At 66.3% G+C, this 19,568-nt stretch carries 16 protein-coding genes; 8 read left to right on the top strand and 8 right to left on the bottom strand.

The window, feature by feature from the left end; genetic code table 11:
- Positions 1 to 45: 45 nt before the first annotated feature.
- On the top strand, positions 46 to 930 hold the full coding sequence (locus ACOZ9V_RS04005) for an oxidoreductase (RefSeq protein WP_434593863.1): 885 nt from the start codon (positions 46 to 48) through the stop codon (positions 928 to 930).
- A 35-nt stretch (positions 931 to 965) separates the two neighbouring features.
- Positions 966 to 2,039: an amidohydrolase family protein gene (locus ACOZ9V_RS04000; RefSeq protein WP_434593860.1), complete on the top strand. Its 1,074-nt coding sequence runs from the start codon at positions 966 to 968 to the stop codon at positions 2,037 to 2,039.
- Between the two features lie 34 nt (positions 2,040 to 2,073).
- Here the strand turns inward: ACOZ9V_RS04000 and ACOZ9V_RS03995 are convergent, their stop codons facing one another.
- Entirely contained in the window at positions 2,074 to 3,264 is a 1,191-nt protein-coding gene (locus ACOZ9V_RS03995) for an acyl-CoA dehydrogenase family protein (RefSeq protein WP_434593857.1), read from the bottom strand.
- Between the two features lie 122 nt (positions 3,265 to 3,386).
- Between ACOZ9V_RS03995 and ACOZ9V_RS03990 the strand changes: the two genes are divergently transcribed.
- On the top strand, positions 3,387 to 4,283 hold the full coding sequence (locus ACOZ9V_RS03990; protein WP_434593854.1) for a LysR family transcriptional regulator: 897 nt from the start codon (positions 3,387 to 3,389) through the stop codon (positions 4,281 to 4,283).
- Between the two features lie 92 nt (positions 4,284 to 4,375).
- Positions 4,376 to 5,200, top strand: coding sequence for a metallophosphoesterase (locus ACOZ9V_RS03985; protein WP_434593851.1), 825 nt, complete (start codon positions 4,376 to 4,378; stop codon positions 5,198 to 5,200).
- An 87-nt stretch (positions 5,201 to 5,287) separates the two neighbouring features.
- Here ACOZ9V_RS03985 and ACOZ9V_RS03980 read toward each other — a convergent pair whose 3' ends face one another.
- The 4 genes from ACOZ9V_RS03980 to ACOZ9V_RS03965 all read right to left on the bottom strand — a co-directional run bounded on the left by ACOZ9V_RS03980 (position 5,288) and on the right by ACOZ9V_RS03965 (position 10,225).
- Positions 5,288 to 6,691: an aldehyde dehydrogenase family protein gene (locus ACOZ9V_RS03980; RefSeq protein ID WP_434595343.1), complete on the bottom strand. Its 1,404-nt coding sequence runs from the start codon at positions 6,689 to 6,691 to the stop codon at positions 5,288 to 5,290.
- Between the two features lie 125 nt (positions 6,692 to 6,816).
- Positions 6,817 to 8,208 carry an APC family permease gene (locus ACOZ9V_RS03975; protein WP_434595340.1) on the bottom strand — a complete coding sequence of 464 codons (1,392 nt, stop codon included), beginning with the start codon at positions 8,206 to 8,208 and terminating at the stop codon, positions 6,817 to 6,819.
- A gap of 289 nt (positions 8,209 to 8,497) precedes the next feature.
- A complete protein-coding gene (locus ACOZ9V_RS03970; RefSeq protein WP_434593848.1) occupies positions 8,498 to 9,460 on the bottom strand; it encodes a helix-turn-helix domain-containing protein in 963 nt (320 codons plus the stop codon).
- A 168-nt stretch (positions 9,461 to 9,628) separates the two neighbouring features.
- Positions 9,629 to 10,225, bottom strand: a complete 597-nt coding sequence (locus tag ACOZ9V_RS03965) for a TetR/AcrR family transcriptional regulator (RefSeq protein ID WP_434593845.1) — start codon at positions 10,223 to 10,225, stop codon at positions 9,629 to 9,631.
- A gap of 100 nt (positions 10,226 to 10,325) precedes the next feature.
- On the opposite strand from ACOZ9V_RS03965, the gene ACOZ9V_RS03960 reads away from it, so the two are divergent.
- From ACOZ9V_RS03960 to ACOZ9V_RS03950, 3 genes are all read left to right on the top strand, one after another.
- Positions 10,326 to 12,263, top strand: a complete 1,938-nt coding sequence (locus ACOZ9V_RS03960) for a primary-amine oxidase (protein WP_434593842.1) — start codon at positions 10,326 to 10,328, stop codon at positions 12,261 to 12,263.
- A gap of 194 nt (positions 12,264 to 12,457) precedes the next feature.
- A complete protein-coding gene (locus ACOZ9V_RS03955) occupies positions 12,458 to 14,098 on the top strand; it encodes a GMC family oxidoreductase (RefSeq protein WP_434593839.1) in 1,641 nt (546 codons plus the stop codon).
- Between the two features lie 124 nt (positions 14,099 to 14,222).
- Positions 14,223 to 15,458 carry a threonine/serine ThrE exporter family protein gene (locus ACOZ9V_RS03950; protein WP_434593837.1) on the top strand — a complete coding sequence of 412 codons (1,236 nt, stop codon included), beginning with the start codon at positions 14,223 to 14,225 and terminating at the stop codon, positions 15,456 to 15,458.
- 84 nt (positions 15,459 to 15,542) lie between these two features.
- Here the strand turns inward: ACOZ9V_RS03950 and ACOZ9V_RS03945 are convergent, their stop codons facing one another.
- The 3 genes from ACOZ9V_RS03945 to ACOZ9V_RS03935 form a co-directional block, all read right to left on the bottom strand.
- Entirely contained in the window at positions 15,543 to 16,508 is a 966-nt protein-coding gene (locus ACOZ9V_RS03945) for an aldo/keto reductase (RefSeq protein WP_434593834.1), read from the bottom strand.
- A gap of 72 nt (positions 16,509 to 16,580) precedes the next feature.
- Positions 16,581 to 17,444 carry an SDR family oxidoreductase gene (locus ACOZ9V_RS03940; RefSeq protein ID WP_139469157.1) on the bottom strand — a complete coding sequence of 288 codons (864 nt, stop codon included), beginning with the start codon at positions 17,442 to 17,444 and terminating at the stop codon, positions 16,581 to 16,583.
- Positions 17,441 to 18,817 carry a flavin-containing monooxygenase gene (locus tag ACOZ9V_RS03935; protein WP_139469156.1) on the bottom strand — a complete coding sequence of 459 codons (1,377 nt, stop codon included), beginning with the start codon at positions 18,815 to 18,817 and terminating at the stop codon, positions 17,441 to 17,443. Before ACOZ9V_RS03935 ends, ACOZ9V_RS03940 begins: the two co-directional genes overlap by 4 nt.
- Positions 18,818 to 18,865: 48 nt before the next feature.
- Here ACOZ9V_RS03935 and ACOZ9V_RS03930 point away from each other — a divergent pair, with 48 nt between their 5' ends.
- Positions 18,866 to 19,546 (top strand): TetR/AcrR family transcriptional regulator, encoded by a 681-nt coding sequence (locus tag ACOZ9V_RS03930; RefSeq protein ID WP_180345638.1) that lies wholly within the window; start codon positions 18,866 to 18,868, stop codon positions 19,544 to 19,546.
- Positions 19,547 to 19,568 lie beyond the last annotated feature (22 nt).

Here is a 19,568-nt window from a genome sequence, read left to right as displayed (position 1 = left end):
TCGGGTGGACAGCTGACTGCCAGGGCGGAAATCTAGGATGGCTTCATGACTTCTCCGATGGACTTCGGCATTCCCGATCTCACAGGGCGCACGGCCCTCATCACCGGCGCGAACAGCGGACTCGGCCGGGTGACTGCCCGGGTTCTCGCGGGCCGCGGTGCCCATGTCATCTTGGCCGTCCGCAACCGCGCGAAGGGTGAAGCCGCCGCGAAGACGATGTCCGGGAGCACGGAGGTGCGCGACCTCGACCTCGCCGATCTGTCCTCGGTGCGCGACTTCGCTGCGGACTTCACCGATCCGGTCGATCTCCTCATCAACAATGCGGGGATCATGATCCCGCCCCTGTACCGGACCGTCGACGGATTCGAATCGCAGTTCGGGACGAATCACCTCGGCCATTTCGCCCTGACGAATCTGCTGCTCCCGCAGGTGCGCGAGCGCATCGTCACCGTCGCCTCCATCGCCCACCGGTTCGGCACGATCGACTTCGACGATCTCCAGTGGACCGGCCGATCGTATCGGCCGATGGCCGCCTATGGTCAGTCGAAGCTGGCGAACCTGCTCTTCACCGATGAACTCCAGCGCCGGCTGTCCGAACGGTCATCCTCGGTGATCGCGACGGCCGCCCATCCGGGGATGGCGGCGACGAATCTCTTCGGCTCCAGCGACGACAACTCTTTGGACGCGCGAGTCAGCCGTGCGTTCACCCGGGTGGTCGCTCAGAGCGAGCAGAACGGGGCACGGCCGATCCTCTGCGCCGCCGTCGCCGATCTGCCCGGTGGCAGTTACATCGGCCCGACCGGCCTGTTCGAGATCCGCGGAAAGCCGGGGTTCGCATCCCGTTCGGCGAAGTCCACCGACACCGAGGTGGCCCGCCGACTGTGGGCGGTGTCCGAAGAGCTGACCGGGGTCGGCTTCCCGGAACTGTGAGGATTGCAGATGCCTGCGGTGACTAAGGTGGATTCATGACGACTCTGCGCAATGTGCACATCATCGATGTCGACACCGCGGCCATCGGCGATGCCGTCGACATCGACTTCGCCGATACGATCACGACGATCAGTCCTGCCGAGGCCCCGTCTGCGGAGTCGAACGGCTTCGTCCTGCCCGGGCTCATCGACACCCATGTGCACCTGAAATCACGGGAGCCGCTCGTCGGTGCTCTTCGCACGGGGCTGACGACGCTCGTCGATCTCGGGACGCATCCGGACTCGCTTGTCGACGATTTCCGGTCCGACCGCGGAATCCCGGGGATCGTCAGCGCCGGATCGGCCGCCTCGGCACCGGGGAGCTCACAGATCGAGCTGATGGGATTCCCCGTCGGATCCGGTGTCACCGGGCCCGACGATGCCGAGCGGTTCCTCGACTGGCGGGAGGCCGGCGGAGCCGATCTCATCAAGATCATCATCGAGGATCCGGACGCCACCGAGGTGCCCGCGCTCGATATTCCGACGCTGCGGGCGCTCGTCGACGGAGCCCGCGGCCGGGGGCTGCTCACCGTCGCCCATGCGGTCACTCCGGGGGCGTTCGATCGCGGCCTCGAGGCTGGTGTCGATGTGCTCACCCATGTCCCTTTCGGGGCACGGCTGAGCGAGGCGACGATCTCTCGGATCGTCGAGACGGGCACCATCGTCTCCCCCACCTTGGTGATGATGCGTGCGATTGCCGACGCCCGCCTCCGCGAGCATGCCGATTCCGCGTTCGCTCTCGCCCTGTCGAATGTGCGCGCCCTGCACGCTGCGGGAGTGCGGATCATTGCGGGCACCGATGCGAACGAGACGCCGTTCGCGCCCGTGCCCCACGGGGCGTCGCTGCACGGTGAGCTCGGCTACCTGATCGACGCCGGGATGACTGCCGCCGAGGCGATCCGGTCGGCCACCTCGGGCGCAGCCGATGCGCTCGGGCTGAGTGACCGGGGGCGGATCGTCGAAGGCGACCGTGCGGATCTGCTGGTCCTCGGGACCGATCCGCTGGCTGATCTGGAAGGTCTGCGCACCCCCGCCGAGGTGTGGGTCGGCGGGGCGCAGGTCAGCAGCTGACCTGGGGTACCGGCCGACTGCGGAACCGATCAGCTCAGCGGAAGGCCTGCTGGCCGGTGATGTGGCGGCCGAGGATGAGGGTGTGGACCTCGTCGGTGCCTTCGTAGGTGCGCACGGATTCGAGGTTGTTCGCGTGCCGCAGCGGTGAGTATTCGAGGGTGATGCCGTTGCCGCCGAGCATCGTCCGGGCCTCCCGGCAGATGGCGATGGCTTCGCGGCAGTTGTTCAGCTTGCCGACGGAGATCTGCACGGGGTCGAGGGTCCCGGTGTCTTTGAGTCGTCCTGTCTGGATGGCCAGGAGCGTGCCCTTCTGGATCTCGAGTGCCATGTTCACCAGCTTCTCCTGAGTGATCTGGTAGGCGGTGAGCGGCTTGTCGAACTGGAGGCGGTTCTGTGCGTAGTCGAGGGCGACTTCGAAGGAGTCGCGGGCGGCCCCCATGGCGCCCCACATGATTCCGTACCGGGCCTCATTGAGGCAGGAGAACGGCCCCTTCAGTCCCGTGACCTCGGGCAGGACCGCCTCGGCGGGCAATTTCACGTCCGCAAGGTTGATATCGCACTGGATGGAGGCCCGCATCGACAGCTTCTGCGTGATCGGGGTGGCGGTGAATCCGGGGGTGTCGGTGGGCACGAGGAAGCCGCGGATGCCGTCGTCGGTGGCGGCCCAGATGACGGCGATATCGGCGATCGAGGCCAGACCGATCCAACGTTTGGCACCGTTGAGCGTCCAGGATCCGTCGGCGCCCTGGGTGGCGGTGGTGGCCATGGACGCCGGGTCGGACCCGGCGGTGGGTTCGGTCAGTCCGAAGCAGCCGATGATCTCACCTTTGGCCATTCCGGGAAGGTAGCGGTTCTTCTGCGCCTCGGAGCCGAACTTGTGGATGGCCGACATCGCCAGCGATCCCTGGACGGAGACGAAGGTGCGCAGTCCGGAGTCGCCGGCTTCGAGTTCGAGGGCGGCGAGACCGTATTCGACGGCGGAACGCCCCGGGCAGCCGTACCCCTGCAGATGCATGCCGAGGAGGCCGAGCTCGCCCATCTCACGCACGATCTCGGTCGGAAAGATCGCGCCTTCGTACCATTCGGCGATGTTCGGGCGGATCCGCTCGTCGACGAAGCTGCGGACCTTTTCGCGCAGCGCCAGCTCGTCGTCGGTGAGGAGTCCGGCGAGGTCGAGCAGGTCGGAGGGGTCGGCGGTGGTGGTGTCTGTGGTTTCGGCAGTCATGGGCGTCTCCTTGGGCATTGAGTTCGTCTTCAACAGTGCCATCGGAATTACTCAGAGTCCAAGAGGTAATATCATGGTGATTAAGCGTATATTCTTATCAATCGGCGCAGTGGGGACATGACATGGAGTTCAGGCAGGTCACTGCGTTTCTCGCCGTCGCCGAGGAGCTGCATTTCGGGCGAGCTGCGGAACGTCTGCACATCGCGCAGCCCGCGCTCAGCCAGATGATCCGCGCGCTCGAACGAGACCTCGACGTCGATCTGTTCGAGCGGACGACGCGGCGGGTCCGACTGACGCCGGCGGGTGAGGCGCTGCTCGAACCCGCTGCGGCAATCGGGACTCAGGTCGACGGTGCCCGGCGCATGGCCCGGGCCGCTCAACAGGGCCTGGCGGGCCGGGTGCGCATCGGATTCGGCGGCACGAGCGGCTACTCCATCCTCTCCAGACTGGCCCGCGAGGTCGGCGAACGGCACCCTGGCATCAGCCTCGACCTGCAGCCGCAGATGTACTGCGGGGAGGCCGCGATCGCGCTGCGCGACGGGGAGACGGATCTCGCGATCATCAGCCCGCCGGTGCCGGCCGGTGTCGAGGTCCACGACATCCGGCAGGAGAGCGTGATGATCGCTATGCCCTCGGGGCATGAGCTGGCGGAGCGTGAGTCGGTGAGCATGGGTGAGCTCGCCGGTCAGCCGTTCATCTCCTATGCCCCGTCGCACGGATCTCAGGTCAGAGAGGTGATGATGCGGCTGGCCGATGACGCCGGTTTCCTGCCGCAGGTCGTCCAGGAGGCACCGGATCCCTACAGTCTTCTGGCGCTCGTCGGCGCGCAGGTCGGCATGGCCGTCGTCGTCGAGTCCTCGGATCACATCCGCATCGACGGAGTGCGCTATGTCCGCCTCGCCGAGGGCGGGGATTCGTTCACTCTCGCCCTCGGCTGGCGCCGGAACAACCCGTCCGAGGCGCTGGCGAGGGTGCTCGACATCGTACGCGAGCTCTTCCCCTCCCCTATTACTACCTGACGGCGGCCCAGCAACCTGGCGCGAGGTTGCTGGGACCCCGTCGGGTGCCCGGGAGTGCGAGGTCTTGGCGGAAACGGTGAGAGACTGTGGACATGGCTGACCCAACCCGAATCGCCGTGATCGGAGACGTCGGCGGACACTTCGCGCCGCTCGTCCACCTTCTCGGGGAGCTCGGAGTGCGGTTCGGCACCGATATCGACTGGCCGGATGACCTTCACGTCGTCCAGGTCGGCGACCTGGTCCATCGTGGTCCGGCATCCGCTGAGGTCGTCGGCCTCGTCGCCGATCTTCTGGACCGTGGCGTGTGGACTCAGATCGTGGGCAATCACGAGCAGCTCTACGTCGATCGACCGGTTTTCGGATGGAGTGAGAGCATCGACGAGACCGCTCAGACGCAGCTGCGGGATTGGTGGGCGCATGGTCGCCTCCGGGCGGCAGCGGCAGTCACCGACAACTCAGGTGAGGAGTGGCTGATCACTCACGCTGGCCTGACCGCAGGATTCTGGCGCCATGGGCTCGAAGCCCCCGACGATGCCGGGGCGACGGTGGAGGCGCTGAAGGAGGCCGCCGACGGCGGGGCACTCTGGCACCCCGGGACGATGCTGCTCGGCATCGACGACGACAATGCCGGCCCGGCATGGGCGGCCGCCGGGACAGAGGTCTACCCGTCCTGGCCGCGCCTCGAGGCCGAGCTGCCGTTCAATCAGATACACGGCCATTCGAGTGCCTTCGATTGGAACCGCAACCGCTGGTCGGCCGAATCCTGGATCCGGCCGCAGATCAGACTCGACCTCAATCGCCGACATGCCGCGTTCGAACACTCGGGACGCCGAATCGTCGGAATCGACCCTTGCCACCTCGCCGAGGCGGCCCCGGTCTTCGAGCCGCTCGTCCTCCGCGGGGCAGTGATCGGCTAAGTTTCCAGGGCTGGAGAAACCCTCCGTGCTACCTGACGGCGGCCCAGCAACCTCGCGCGAGGTTGCTGGGCCGCCGTCAGGTAGTAATTACCAGGAGATGACTTGGGGGATGCTCACGTGCTTGAGGCCCTCGAGACCGAATTCGAGACCGAAGCCGGACTTCTTGACCCCACCGAACGGCACGCGGGGGTCGACCGCGCCGTGTTTGTTGATCCACGTGGTTCCCGCCTCGAGACGGGCCGCGACCTGTCGGCAGGCGTCGAGGTCTGTGCCCCACACCGAGGATCCGAGGCCGACTTCGAGCTCGTTGGCCCATTCGACGGCCTGGTCGAGGTCGGTGTACTTGATGATCGGCAGGACCGGCCCGAACTGCTCCTCGGCCACCAGCGGGTTGTCGTTGTCGATGTCGGCGACGAGGGTCGTCGGGTAGAAGTAGCCGGGCTGCTCGGCGACGGGATCGCCGCCCATGAGCACGCGCGCTCCCCCGTCCTTGGCTGCGTCGACGAGCCGAGCGACGATGTCGTACTGCTGCTTGTTCTGCAACGGCCCCAGCACGTTCTCCTCTTCCAGCCCCACACCCATCGGGGACTGTCCGGCCACCTCGACGAGGGCCTGGCAGACCTGATCGTAGAGCGATTCGGGGACATAGAGCCGCTTCATCGCAGCACACGTCTGTCCGGTATTGATGAACGCGCCCCAAAACAGGTCTCCCGCGATCTGGGCCGGATCGGCGTCTTCGAGGATGATGCCTGCGTCGTTGCCGCCGAGCTCGAGGGTGATGCGGGCGATGTTGTCCGCGGCGGTGCGCATGATCGCCTGTCCGGTCTTCGTCGACCCGGTGAACATGATCTTGTCGACATCCTCGTGGCTGGTCAATGCAGCGCCCACAGAACCATCACCGGGAACGACGGAGAGCACATCGGCCGGCAGCACCTGGTTGACCACAGCCACAAGCGCCTGCACGGACAGCGGCGTGTACTCCGAGGGTTTGAGGACGACGGTGTTTCCCATCTTCAGAGACGGCGCGAACTGCCAGACGGAGATCATCATCGGCCAATTCCAGGGACCGACCGCACCGACGACGCCGACGGGCTTGTAATGGAGTTCAGCATGCGTTTCGCCGTCGTCGACGAGGACCTCGGGTTCGAGTTCGAAGGACGCGTTCGCACGCAGCCAGGCCGCGCAGGCACCGACTTCGAAGCGGGCGTTGGGTCCGTTGAGGGGTTTGCCCTGTTCGCGTGAGAGCAGCTCAGCCAGCGCCTCGGCGGAGGCTTCGATGGCGTCGGCGGCTCGGTTGAGCAGGTCGTTGCGCTCCTGGGAGCTGCGCGCTGCCCAAGCAGGCTGAGCCCGGCGCGCTGCTGTCACCGCAGCGTCGATCTCTGCCGGTGTGCCTTCGTGGGTGCGGCCGACGACCTCACCGGTGGCGGGGTCGTGGATCTCGCGTCCGGAGGGGTCGACGATGGCGGCGAGAATTCCAGCGGTGGTGGTCATTTCGGTGGCGGTTGCCTCGGCGGTCATGGTGCTCCTTTGATCGGCGACCGGGTAGGTCGGCGGCGGTTGGTGTGGTCATTTTCTGGCGGTGTGTACGGCTGTTTCAGGCGGTCGGGACGCCTACGTCATCCCAGGGAACCACCCGAACCGATTCCTGCATAGAGATTCGGTGACGACGAGCGGAGGACGATGGCCCAGATCGTGCCGATGAGCCCGGGGACGAGAACGATGGCCGGCAGCAGCCAGGACAGGACCGTGGTGCCCTCTGCGCCGATGAGAACGTTGAAGTTGATGACGATGGCGACGAAGAGGACGAGGAGTCCGATGGCTGACAGGCCCGGGGCGATCGCGCGGGTCCACAGCGAATACTCCCCCGACTTCGTGCGCAGGAATCCGACGACGGCGAGCGCAGTCAGCGCCATGAGCAGGACGAGTCCGAAGGCCCCCATGTTCGTCAGCCAGGTGAAGAGCGTGACGACAGGGAACAGCGGGTCATCGCTGCCGGAGCCGACCACGGCGAAGACGAGGATGATGACAAGCGCCAGTCCCGACTGGGTGAGGGAGCCGGCCACGGGAGCACCGGTGCGCCGCGAGGTCCTGGCCAGCGACGACGGCAGAACCCGGTCTCGACCGAGCGCGAAGACGTAACGGGCGACGATGTTGTGGAAAGCCACGAGCGCGGCCAGCAGCGAGGTGAGGAACAGCAGGTTGCCGAGGTCGACGAACCACACCGGGGCGTGTTCGCCGAGGAAGACGAACATGAGGTCGGGCCCGAATTCCTGGGACCGGCCGATGACCTTCGAGACCCCTTCGCCGACGACCATCGCCCAAGCTGAAAACGCGTAGAACACCGCGATGATGCTCACGGCGATGACGGTGGCCCGGCCTGCCGTGCGACGAGGATCTTTGACCTCCTCGTTATAGATGGCCCCGGATTCGAAGCCCATGAAAGCCGCGATCGAGAATGCCAGGGCCGCGCCGACTCCAGGGGCGAAGAGCTGATCGAAAGCGAGCCCGTCGCCGGTGATGCCCTCGGGGCTGTGCGCGAGTCCGATGATGTCGAAGACGATGACGACGAGGAACTCCGCGCCGACGATGATGCCGAGCACCTTCGCGGAGAAGTCGACGCGCAGCACTCCCATGATGCCGACGATGACCCAGGCGATGAGGGCGCAGACCCACCAGGACCAGGAGATGCCGAAGAGGGTGTCGAGGAACGAGGAGAAGACGAAGCCGAACATTCCGGCGATGCCGATCTGCATGGCGTTATAGGCGACGAGCGCGGTCATCGCCGCCCCCATCCCGGCGGGCTTGCCCAGACCTTTCGAGATGTAGGCGAAGAAGGCCCCGGCGTTGTGGACGTGGCGGCTCATCGCCGCATAGCCGATGGCGAAGAGGATGAGAATGATCCCGAGGACGACGAATGACAGCGGAATCCCCACCAGACCGGTGACGGCGAAATTGCTGGGGACTCCGCCCGCGACGACGGTCAACGGCGCCGAGGCGGCGATGATCATGAAGACGAGCGCGGGGATTCCGATGCGGCGGGCATCGAGTGAGGCCGTGGCCGCGGGTGCCTGTCCAACGTCCGTGGAGGCCCGATCGGCGGCATTGCCGATCGGGGAACCCAGGCCGCCTTTGGCCGGGTCCGAGCTGAGAGTGCTCATGTGATCCACCTAACAGTCAAAGTGATTACTGCCAGTGTGGGGGCCGCCTGCCGATCGCGTCTTGGCTTTGCAGGCAGAGTTCTTGACGATTCGCGCATCCGCGTCGGGGCGCTTCGGTTCAACCGGTGCGAAGACTGGTTCAGTCGGCGTGGATGCTGCGGCGGTATCCGGCGGGCGGCTGTCCGACTGCACTGCGGAACAGCCGGGAGAAGTGTGCGGGATCGCTCAGTCCCCAACGGGCGCCGATGGCGGCCACCGGGGTCTGGCGCTGCCCGGGGTCGGCGAGGTCGACTCGACATTTCTCGATGCGGCGTCGTCGGATCTCTCCGGCAACGGTCTCCCCGGTGCCTTCGAAGATCTGGTGCAGGGTGCGCACCGAGATGAAATGGGCGGCGGCGATGGTCGATGGGCTGAGCTGCGGGTCGGAGAGGTGGACATCGATGTAGTCGGTAATCTCGGCCCACAGTCGCTGCCGTTCGTCGATCTCGCCGCCCGCGGCAGAGAGCTCGTCGGCCATCACGGTGGTGAGCAGATCGACGACGTTGCCGGCCAGCCGCACACCGGTCGTCCGGCTGAGGGTCGGCAGCATGGCCCCGGCCTGGGAGATGACCTGGGCGACGACCGCGCCGAGTTGGTGGTCGGCTCCGATCGGGGTGGCGGTGAGTTGGCCGACGGTTCCGGCGGGAAGGTTGACCCGTGACTGCGGGAACATCATGACGTAGGACGAGAAGTCCGAATCGAAGCTGAGCGTATACGGTCGGGACGTGTCGTAGATGGCCAGCGATCCGGGCGCCAGAGTCATCTCTCGCCCGTCCTGGATGAGCAGTCCGTGCCCGTCGAGCTGCAGAGAGACCTTGAAGTAGTTCGTTCCGACCGCGCAGCCGTGCGCCTCCGATCGGGCGCGGGCGATCAGCTCGGGGGTGCGCAGGACGGCATGGGGATTGGCGTTGATCTGCGACATCACCACGGAGTCGTAGTCGCGCGCGCTGATGCGACCTTGGAATCCGCCTCGGCGCTGGGGTTCCGTATCGAGCGGGACGAACGAGTCCGAGACCAGGCTCTGCCAGCCATCGAAGTCGTTCGCGGTGTCTTCAAGCAACATCGTCGTCCTCAGTTCACTCGGCCCCGACCGCTTCGCCGAAGGCCCGTTGTCTGGTCACTCTATCCCCAACCGTCGCGCCAGTCACGACCCCGAGCACGATTACCGACCATTTGGTCACCCCGCTCCGACAAGGCTCCCTCCGCCCAAGGTTCGGCCCGGCCTACCGGTTCAGTTCGACCGGTCGAGTCGGGCGATGACGTAGTCGAGCTGGGCCCGAAAGCCGGCGAAGTCGAATCCGCGCCCGCCGATGATCGCCGAGGTCTGCGCCCCGAGCAGATACGTCAGGAGCACTTCGGTCTCGGATTCGATATCGACCTCGGCACGCAGACGACCGTCGGCGTCGGCCTCGCCGAGCCAGGAGACGATCCACGCCCTCCACAGCTCCATGGTCTCAGCGGTCGCGCGGGCGTGTTCGGGGTTCTGGGCCACCTCGGCGAGATAGGACAGGACGACGCGGGCTTCGTCATGCAGCGCCGGGGTCACCGGGAGCACCTCGTGCGCGAAAGCGCGCAGAGCGTCGAGCCCGCGCAGGCCCATCGTCGAGGTCGCGACCCGGGCGTTCGTGGCCTCGAAGACGTAGAGGTAGGTGGCCGCGAGCAGGTCCGCCTTCGAACCGAAGTACGTTTTGACGACCCCATTGGCGAACCCGGCCTCGGTCGCGATATCGCGCATCGTCGCCCCGTTGAGGCCCTGGCGGACGATCAGGCGCAGCGTCGCCTGCACGAGGTCCAGTCGTCGCTGGTCATGGTCGACGATCTTGGGCATGGTTCCTCCACAGCGGTGCAGATCGGGTCTTGACTTTATTTCCTACGAGTGTAGATTTTAGCGTGACTCAGCCCACAGGCCCAGATTGCAAAGGTGCACAATGTCCTGCCATTCCTCCCCCTCCGTCGCCGAGGCGACCACCGCCACCCCCTTCACACTGCCGACCGAGGCCGAGATCTCGACCGTCACCGCGGTGCTGCGCGCGGCCGGGCACTTCCCCGATACCGCGCGCATGGCCTACGTCGGCCTGCTCGATCCCGTGCGCGGTACGGAGCGGGCCATCGCCGAGGTGGATCGCCGTTTCCGTGCCTTCATCCTCGACAAGTCCGCAGGCACTGCCCGCGATATCGTCGTCTCGGCCACCCGTGAGACGGTCGAATCCGTCGCCGAGGTGGACTCCACCGAAGAGGGCGAGTTCCCTGTCATGGAAGAGGAGTTCGAGGTCGTCGAAGAGGTCCTCGCCGCCGATCCGACGTGGCTGGCGAGCCTCGAGAGGCGCGGGCTGTCCGTCGCAGAGGTCCGGGTGGCGCCGCTGTCGGCCGGGGTCTTCGAATACCCGGAGGAGAAGGGACGGAGGATCCTGCGCGGGCTGGCATTCCATCAGCAGCATGAGTCGGACTCGGCGTGGGCGCACCCGATCGACGGACTCGTCGCCTATGTCGATGTCACGAACAAAACCGTCGACCAGGTCCTCGACCTCGAGAACGTTCCGGTGCCGGCCGAGCACGGGAACTACACGGATCCGGAGCTCACCGGACCTGTGCGGACCACGCAGAAGCCGATCTCGATCACGCAGCCGGAGGGGCCGAGCTTCACCGTCACCGAGGGCAACCACATCGAGTGGGAGAAGTGGTCGTTCGATGTCGGCTTCGATATGCGCGAAGGCCTCGTCCTGCACAACATCGCCTTCGACGACGGTGAGCGCCGTCGAACGATCCTCGATCGGGCGGCGATCGCCGAGATGGTCGTTCCCTATGGTGACCCCTCACCGGTGCGGTCGTGGCAGAACTATTTCGACACCGGCGAATACCTCGTCGGGCAATGGGCGAACTCGCTCGAGCTCGGGTGTGACTGCCTCGGCGACATCACCTATCTGTCACCGTGGGTGGCGAACAACCTCGGCGAACCTCGGCAGATCAAGAACGGCATCTGCATGCATGAGGAGGATGCGTCGATTCTGGCCAAGCATTCGGACCTGTGGTCGGGTGTCGCCTATACCCGGCGCAACCGTCGCTTCGTCGTCTCGTTCTTCACCACGGTCGGCAACTACGACTACGGGTTCTACTGGTATCTCTACCTCGACGGCACGATCGAGTTCGAGGCCAAGGCCACCGGTGTCGTCTTCACCTCGGCGCTGCCGAACGGGTCGACGGATTTCGCCTCGGAGATCGCGCCCGGACTCGGTGCCCCGTTCCACCAGCATCTCTTCGGGGCTCGACTCGACTTCGCCCTCGACGGCGGCAAATGCCGGGTCGAGGAGGAGGACGTGGTGCGTCTGCCGGTCTCGCAGGACAACCCGCGCGGCAATGCCTTCAGCCGGTCCCGGACCGTTCTGGCCACCGAACTGACTGCGCAGCGGGATGCGGATCAGTCGAAGGCGCGGACGTGGGTGGTGACGAACCCGGAGTCGACCAACCGCCTCGGCGAACCGGTCGGGTACAAACTGCACCCGACGGGCCTGCCCACGTTGCTCGCGGCCGAGGATTCGTCGATTCATCGCCGTGCCACGTTCGCGTCGAAGTCGCTGTGGGTCTCGCAGTATCAGGAGGACGAGCGGTACCCGACCGGGGATTTCCCGAACCAGCATCCCGGCCATGCAGGGCTGCCGGCGTGGACGGCGGCCGATCGCAGCGTCGACGGGGAGGACATCGTGGTCTGGCACAGCTTCGGCCTCACCCACTTCCCGCGGGTCGAGGACTGGCCGATCATGCCCGTCGACACCGTCGGCTTCAAGCTGCGACCCGAGGGATTCTTCGACCGCTCCCCCGTCCTCGACGTCCCCGCCCCGGAGTCCGGTTCCCCCTGTTGCGACTCCTAACCTCCCCAATTGCTACCCGACGGCGGCCCAGCAACCTGGCGCCAGGTTGCTGGGCCGCCGTCGGGTAGCACGGAGAGGTCGGGTGGGACCGGAATTGACGATGCGCGCACGACCGTCGCCGACGGCTTGCCGAATCGTGCACACCTCGTCCGCAGGCATTCCTCACCGGTGACCGACATCACTAGCCTGAGGCCATGACAACCGAGCATGAATCAGGCACCGTGGCCTCGAACACCTCAGACCACCCGGACACGTTCCCCACAGAGATCCCGAACGAGCGATTCGACTACATCGTCGTCGGTGCGGGATCGGCCGGGTGCGTCCTCACCCGCCGGCTGCTCGATGCCGGAAAGAAAGTCTGCCTCGTCGAAGCCGGCGGAGACGAGACCAATCCGAACATCGACCATCTCAACAACCTCGGCCTGATCTGGCATTCGCAGCAGGACTGGGACTACTACACTCCCCCGCAGCCGGCGGCGATGAACCGCCGCATCCACCTCCCCCGCGGCAAGGTCCTCGGCGGGTCGAATGCCCTCAACGCCGTCATCTGGGTCCGCGGCGATGTCTGGGACTACGAACAGTGGGTCGAATCCGGGTGTCCGGGATGGTCCTGGGACGAGGTCTGGCCGGTCTTCGCCGCAATCGAGAACTTCGACGGCGACATCGCTGAGAATCGAGGCGCCGACGGTCCGATGGATGTGCGCGTCGACTATGCGCGCAATCCGCTGCAGGAGGACATGTTCACGGCCGCCGCACAGACCGGCATACCCGTCAATGACGACTACAACTCCGGATCCGTCGAAGGCATCGGAAAGATCCAGCTCAACGTCCGCGACGGCAAACGACTCAACACATGGCGCGCCTACCTCAAGCCCCGCCTCGGCGATGAGAACCTCACGATTCTCACCTCCGCGCACGCCCGTCGGCTTCTCCTCGACGGGACCGCGATCACCGGTCTCGAGATCGATTTCCGCGGCCGCGTCGGCACCGTGTCCGCCGACGAGGTCGTCCTCTCCGCGGGTGCTCTGGCCTCCCCCGAGCTGCTACTGCGGTCGGGCATCGGTCCCGCCGAGGAGCTTGCCGAGGTCGGCATCGACTCCGTGGTCGATCTGCCGGGCGTCGGCAAGAATCTCCAGGATCATTGGCTCTCACCGGTCATCTTCTCCACCGGAGATCGGGAGGTGCCGATGGGAGAGGTGGCGCCCGCCGAGGTGCACTTCTTTGCGAAGTCCCGACCGGATCTGCCGGTCCCCGACACTCAGCCGTTGTTCTTCTCCGTGCCGATGTATGCCCAGGATGCGGCGCCGGCCGGGCAGACCGGACCAGGACCCGGCGGAGCATTCACTCTGCAGGGCGGCCTGGTTCGCCCCGAAAGTCGCGGAGAGGTGCGGCTCAGCGGGCCGAATCCACAGGATCCGCTCGTCGTCGATCCGCAGGTGCTCTCGGCACAGGCCGATGTCGATGCTCTCGTCGCCTCGGTGAGGCAATGCCGTGAGATCGGGCGAGCCGAGGCCCTGTCATCGTGGCAGCCCACCGAGATTCACCCGGGCCCCGAGGTGGCCGACGAGGACCTCGAGGACTACGTCCGCGGGTCGGTTGTGACTTATCATCACCAAGCCGGGACCTGCCGGATGGGGACGGACGCCGAGGCGGTCGTCGACCCGGCCACGTTCGAGGTCCGGGGCGTGAGCCGGCTGCGGTTGGCCGATGCGTCGATCATGCCGCTCGTGCCGACCGGGAACACGAACGCTCCGACGATCATGATCGCCGAACGCGCCGCGGCCGCTCTCGTCGGCTCCCCCGCCGAAGGAATCACCGCACCCGCCGCCCACTGATTCCCCTTATTGCTACCCGACGGGGGCTCAGCAACCTGGCGCCAGGTTGCTGGGCCCCCGGCAGGTAGTAAGAGGCTGGTATCTTCTACTTCGTCGGCCGATCTGCAGACGAGAGGGATTGGGAGTGCACGAGGCAAGCGAAAAGACCGTCCCCGCACAGGAGCTGCTGGTGACGATCGGGACGGGGCTGCTCGCCGGTGGGATCTCCTCGGTCGATGTCGAAGACGCTCTGACCGGGCTGGCACCTGCGGTCGGCCGGAAGTCCATCAACGTCGCAGCTCTTCCCAAGGGCCTGTTCCTCACCATCGGCCCCGGAAGTCCCACCCGATTCGAACGCATCGGTCCTGACCTGCGGTTCGACCAGACAGCGAAGCTGCTCGACATCGTCGACGCCGTGCGGTCGCGTCGGCTCGGCATCGACGCCGCTCGCCACATGATCGAGGCCGAGGTCTACGGCATTCCCCCGCGCTGGCCCGGATGGGTGACCTGCCTCGGCGCGGTGCCCGTCGGCGTCGGGCTGTGCCTGCTGCTCGAACCGGGACTGGTCAACCTCGCCTTCGCCGCTCTCGGTTCGCTCATCGTCGCGGGTGTCCTCGCCGTCAATGCCCGCCACCCCAGCCTCGGACCGCTGCTGCCGGTCGCCTCGTCGTTCATCGTCGCGGTGCTCATCCTCATCGGCTTCCGCCTCGACTGGCTGGACAGTCCCCTGCGCACGATCGTCGCCACCCTGGCGCTTCTGCTGCCCGGCAGCGCCGTGGTCACCGGACTGACCGAGATCTCCGCCGGTGCCCTCTCGGCAGGCAGTTCCCGGCTCGTCTCGGCCACCGTCCAGTTGGCGATGTTCATCGCCGGAGTCGCCGGTGCCGCCGTCGTCACTGGCACCGGCGCCGAGGCGCTTGCGAACTCCCAGCTCACCTCCTCGACATGGTGGCTCTCCGCCCTGGGCGTGGCCGCCGCGACGCTGGGCCTCATCATCTATCTGCACACCCCTCTCGAGCACACCGTGCCGATCGTCCTCACAATCGCTGCGGCCGCGCTGGCGCAGCTGGGCATCGGTGCCGAATTCGGTGCGGCCATCGGCGGTCTGGCCGGCGCTTTGACCGCATCGGTGGTGGCCGTCGTGCTCTCGCGCCTGCCGAAAGGCCCGATCTGGCGGATCAGCTTCGTGCCCGCGTTCCTCGTCGTCGCTCCCGGGTCGTTCGGGCTCCTCAATGCCTCGCAGATCGAATTCGGTGACGGCGCTGGGGTTGCCGGCAGCATGCTGGCGGCTGCGACCACGTTCTTCACGATCGCCATCGGCACGGTCATCGGCGCCGCCATTGCCCACACCGTCGAGCCCAAGGACGAAATCGTCGCCTGAGACACCCCTAAAATTACCTGACGGCGGCTCAGCTACCTCGCGCGAGGTTGCTGAGCCGCCGTCAGGTAGTAATTGGGAGGGAAGTCAGGACGGTTCTTCTACAGCGAACGGTGTCGAGGCCCGGTCGAGACGGTCGACCTCGTCGGTGCTGAGTTCGAGCCCGGGCGCGGCCATGACCGCCTCGAGCTGCTCAGGTGTGCGGGCCGAGGCGATCGGCGCCGTCACGCCCTTCGCCAACAGCCAGGACAGCGCCACAGTCGTCGGAGCGACATCGTGCGAATCAGCGATCGCGACGAGATCGTCGACGACCTTGAGCCCCTCGGCATTGAAATATCCCTGCACCATGCCACCCCGATCGGCCCCCTCGAGGTCGGCTTCGGTGCGGTATTTGCCGGTGAGGAAGCCGGCGGCAAGGCTGAAGTACGAGAACACCGCAAGATCCCGCCGCTCGGCGATTGGGCGCAGATCGGTCTCGAACTCCCGCCGATAGACGAGGCTGTACTGCGGTTGGATCGCGACCGGCTTGACCAGCCCTTCGTCTTCAGCCGCTGCGAACCACCCGGCCAGACGCGCCGGCGAATAGTTCGACACCGCGATGTGCTTGGCCTTACCGGAACGGACGATCTCATCGAAGACTCGGGCCACCTCGGCGATGGGGGTCACCTCATCGTCACGGTGGGCGTAGTAGAGGTCGACGTGATCGGTTTGCAGGCGCTCCAGGGAGGCGTCGATGGCGGTGCGGATGTATTCGGGGTCCTGCGTCTTGTGCTCGGGATGGTCGCCGACCTTCGTGGCGATGACGACGCCATCGCGGTTGCCCCGCGAGGCCAACCAGGTGCCGATGATGGCCTCGGATTCGCGGCCGGTGTTGCCGGGCACCCACGCAGGGTAGGACTCGGCGGTGTCGAGGAAATTGCCGCCGCCGGCGACGAAGGCGTCGAGGACGGCATGGGACTGCGCCTCATCGGCCGTCCACCCGAAGGTGTTCGTGCCGAGATTGATCGGGAAGACGGACAGGTCGGTGCCGGGGATCTGCTTCCGTGACGTCAAATTTTCCTCCATTCGCAGAATGTCCGGGCCTCAGATGGCCCGCACCTCTGCACAACGGATAGATCTGGAGGACTATTCCGCCGAGGCGGCCCGCCCCTGACCGCGCCCCGCGCGGGAGGTCGTGAACGCCGCGACCTCGTAATCGGCGCGGGCGTCGGCCCTCACCTGCGCGACCTGGTCGGGCACCATGGCCCCGAAGATGCGGTCCCTGACCGGCTGCGGCAGGAGATCGGCCAGGCGGGTCACGGGACCGATGAAGCCGGGTACGGTGATCTCGAAACGGGGCCGGGCGACCGCACGGACGACGGCGGCCGCGACATCGTCGGGACGCAGCAGCGGACCCGCACCGGTGCCGGTCCCCGCGGCCAGGACGGTGTCGACGACGGCGGGCATGACGGCGGTGAAGTGCACCCCGGTACCGCGCATCTCCGTGCGCACAGCCTTGAGGTAGCCGAGCACTCCGTGTTTGGTCGCCGCGTATGTCGCCTCGCCCGGGGTAGGCAGGATCGATGCCGCCGAGGCGACCGTGATGAGGTGACCGTGCCCGGCCTCGCGCATGGCAGGTGCTGCGGTCTTGATTCCGTTGATGACGCCGAGGAGGTTGACCTCGAGCTGAGCGCGAGCCGCTCCGTTCGGTTCCTCATCGAAGGAACCGACCCACATGATGCCGGCATTGTTGACGAGCACATCGACGGGGCCGAGATCGCGGCGGACGAATTCGAGGAAATCGGCGAAGGAGTCCGGATCGGTGACGTCGAGGCCGAAGGCGCGCACCCCCAGTTCCGCGGCGGTATCCTCGGCCGCTTCGAGGTCGCGATCGCCGATGGCGACTCGAGCGCCGGCCGCGGTGAGCTGCGCGGCGATCGCCTTGCCGATTCCGCGTGCCCCTCCGGTGACGGCGACGATCTTCCCGCAGGTTGTGCCGAAGCGTTTCATGCGGCGATAGCTCCCTTCTTCATCTCCCGGTCGATCTCCCACAGATAGTGGTCGAAGTCGACCTCCATCGTGTGCCGGGGCGAATCGTAGAACTGCTTCTTGTTCCGGCGGTCATCGCGAGCCATCTGTCTGACCAAGTCCCGGCGGCTCGGCAGTTCGCAGGATCCCGTGAGGATCTTCGCCACCAGCTTCGACTGGGCTTCGGACAGCGGCATGACCGCACCCACCGGCTGGAGCAGGCCGATGAAGAACAGCCCCGGCAGGTCGGGGTGGACCATCCGCTTCCACAGCGGCAGGTCGTTGTTCGCGACATCGACGACGTCGGAGGACAGGAACGGAAACGACACTCGGTACCCGGTGGCCCAGACGATGAGGTCGGCCGGGGCTGAGGTTCCGTCGGTGAAGACGACGCGGTCGCGCTCGAGGCGTTCGATCCCGGGACGCACCGTCACGGTACCGGCCTTGAGGCGATCCCGGATGGCATCCGACTGCACGGGGTGGGACTGGCCCGGCGTGTGGCCCGGCACCGGCAGTCCGTATTTCTTCAACCCACCGGAGAGGATCGCGCCGAGGCGCAGCCGGGCCGAGGTCATCCACCACGGGGCCCACCCGGGCAGGACGATCTGGTCGGCCGCCATGCCCATGATCGTCTTCTTCATCACCCATTGGCCGCGTCTGATCGAGAGGGTGACGTTGTTCGCCCGGCGCGAGCCTTCGACGGCGATGTCCATGGCCGAGTTGCCGGCACCGACGACGACCACATCACGTCCCTCGAGCTGGTCACCGCTGCGGTAGTCGTGGGCGTGGATCTGTTCGCCGGCGAAGTCCCCCGGGTAGGCAGGGTCGGGCCAGCGGGCATCCCAGTGGTGGCCGTTGGCGACCATCACGGCATCGTAGTGCCGGGTCTCCGACACGGCATCTTGACCTATTCCGGATCTGATGTCGACATCCCAACCGCCACGGCCGCCTCGGCGAACATCGGTGACTTCGGTGTTGAAGGTGATCGTGTGACCGAATCCGAAGTGGTCGACGTAGTCGCGGAAATAGTCGAAGACCTGATCGTGGCTGGCGTAGTGCGGGTAGTGCTCGGGCATCGGGAAGTCGGAGAAGGCCATGCGCGGGCACGAGGTGTTGATCTGCAGGGTCTCGTAGCAGGCGCTCTGACCATTGGGGTTGTCGAAGAGCCATGTGCCGCCGATTTCGCTGCCCTTTTCGAAGCAGTCGAAGGGGATGGCCGAGGTGTAGAGCGTCTTCGCGGCGGCGATGCCGGAGGATCCCGCTCCGATGATGCAGACCTTCGGCAGAGAAGGGTCCGGGGCGACCGGGGCGGTGGGGGCCGGTGCGCGACGACCTTGTCGAATCATGTAAGCCATGTCACAGAGTATGCCAGTGAAAATATGAATTTTCACTATTATGGGAGGATGGATTCTTCTCCGGCCCAGCCTTCGTCCCCACGTCGCTGGCACGGCACCCTGCGGTCGGAACGGGATTCGGCGCGTCGTACGCGCCTGCTCGACGCGGCGCTCGAGCTCTACGGAACGATCGGGTTCCGCAAGACCTCGGTGCAAGCCCTGTGCCAGGAGTCGGGGGTCTCCAGCCGGTCCTTCTACGAGCTCTTCCCGACTCAGGAGAGTCTCCTCGAAGACCTCTACATCGAACTCAACGAGGAGATCACCACGGTCCTCGACGAGGCGCAGATCCCCTCTGACGCCACTTTGGCCGAAGCTGCCAGGCTGATCGTCGGCGCGGCCCTGTCGCCGATGCTCGATGACGAGCGCAAGGCTCGCGTCCTCGAGGTAGAAGCCGTCGGCATCTGCGACTCACTCGAGGAACGGCGTCATCAGACGATGCGACTGCTGGCCGCCTCGGTGCAGGGAGCCTTCGACGAACTCGATCACGCCTACGGCCTGACCGCGCCGGCGGCGTCGAATGACCTCACAAGCATCGTCCTCGTCGGCGGAATCACCGAGACGCTCGTGCAGCGCATCCACACTCCCGCCGATGAGCGATCATCCCGGGATGAGTTCCTCACCGACATCACCGAGGTGGCCCTGCGTGCCCATGGCATCGCCGACCGCCATTTTCGCCTCCGCCCAGCGTGAGAGTGCGGTGAGCGCGGTACAG

Origin of the sequence: Brevibacterium sp. 1718 (assembly GCF_051131255.1) — a bacterium.
Lineage (GTDB): Bacteria > Actinomycetota > Actinomycetes > Actinomycetales > Brevibacteriaceae > Brevibacterium > Brevibacterium sediminis.
This window is presented reverse-complemented; position numbering and strand designations above follow the sequence as displayed.

Bases quoted from the DNA above. Each gene is read 5' to 3' on its own strand.
- ACOZ9V_RS04005 (WP_434593863.1), top strand. From the start codon at position 46: ATGACTTCTCCGATGGACTTCGGCATTCCCGATCTCACAGGGCGCACG.
- ACOZ9V_RS04000 (WP_434593860.1), top strand. From the start codon at position 966: ATGACGACTCTGCGCAATGTGCACATCATCGATGTCGACACCGCGGCC.
- ACOZ9V_RS03995 (WP_434593857.1), bottom strand. From the start codon at position 3,264: ATGACTGCCGAAACCACAGACACCACCACCGCCGACCCCTCCGACCTG.
- ACOZ9V_RS03990 (WP_434593854.1), top strand. From the start codon at position 3,387: ATGGAGTTCAGGCAGGTCACTGCGTTTCTCGCCGTCGCCGAGGAGCTG.
- ACOZ9V_RS03985 (WP_434593851.1), top strand. From the start codon at position 4,376: ATGGCTGACCCAACCCGAATCGCCGTGATCGGAGACGTCGGCGGACAC.
- ACOZ9V_RS03980 (WP_434595343.1), bottom strand. From the start codon at position 6,691: ATGACCACCACCGCTGGAATTCTCGCCGCCATCGTCGACCCCTCCGGA.
- ACOZ9V_RS03975 (WP_434595340.1), bottom strand. From the start codon at position 8,208: ATGATCATCGCCGCCTCGGCGCCGTTGACCGTCGTCGCGGGCGGAGTC.
- ACOZ9V_RS03970 (WP_434593848.1), bottom strand. From the start codon at position 9,460: ATGTTGCTTGAAGACACCGCGAACGACTTCGATGGCTGGCAGAGCCTG.
- ACOZ9V_RS03965 (WP_434593845.1), bottom strand. From the start codon at position 10,225: ATGCCCAAGATCGTCGACCATGACCAGCGACGACTGGACCTCGTGCAG.
- ACOZ9V_RS03960 (WP_434593842.1), top strand. From the start codon at position 10,326: ATGTCCTGCCATTCCTCCCCCTCCGTCGCCGAGGCGACCACCGCCACC.
- ACOZ9V_RS03955 (WP_434593839.1), top strand. From the start codon at position 12,458: ATGACAACCGAGCATGAATCAGGCACCGTGGCCTCGAACACCTCAGAC.
- ACOZ9V_RS03940 (WP_139469157.1), bottom strand. From the start codon at position 17,444: ATGAAACGCTTCGGCACAACCTGCGGGAAGATCGTCGCCGTCACCGGA.
- ACOZ9V_RS03935 (WP_139469156.1), bottom strand. From the start codon at position 18,817: ATGGCTTACATGATTCGACAAGGTCGTCGCGCACCGGCCCCCACCGCC.
- ACOZ9V_RS03930 (WP_180345638.1), top strand. From the start codon at position 18,866: ATGGATTCTTCTCCGGCCCAGCCTTCGTCCCCACGTCGCTGGCACGGC.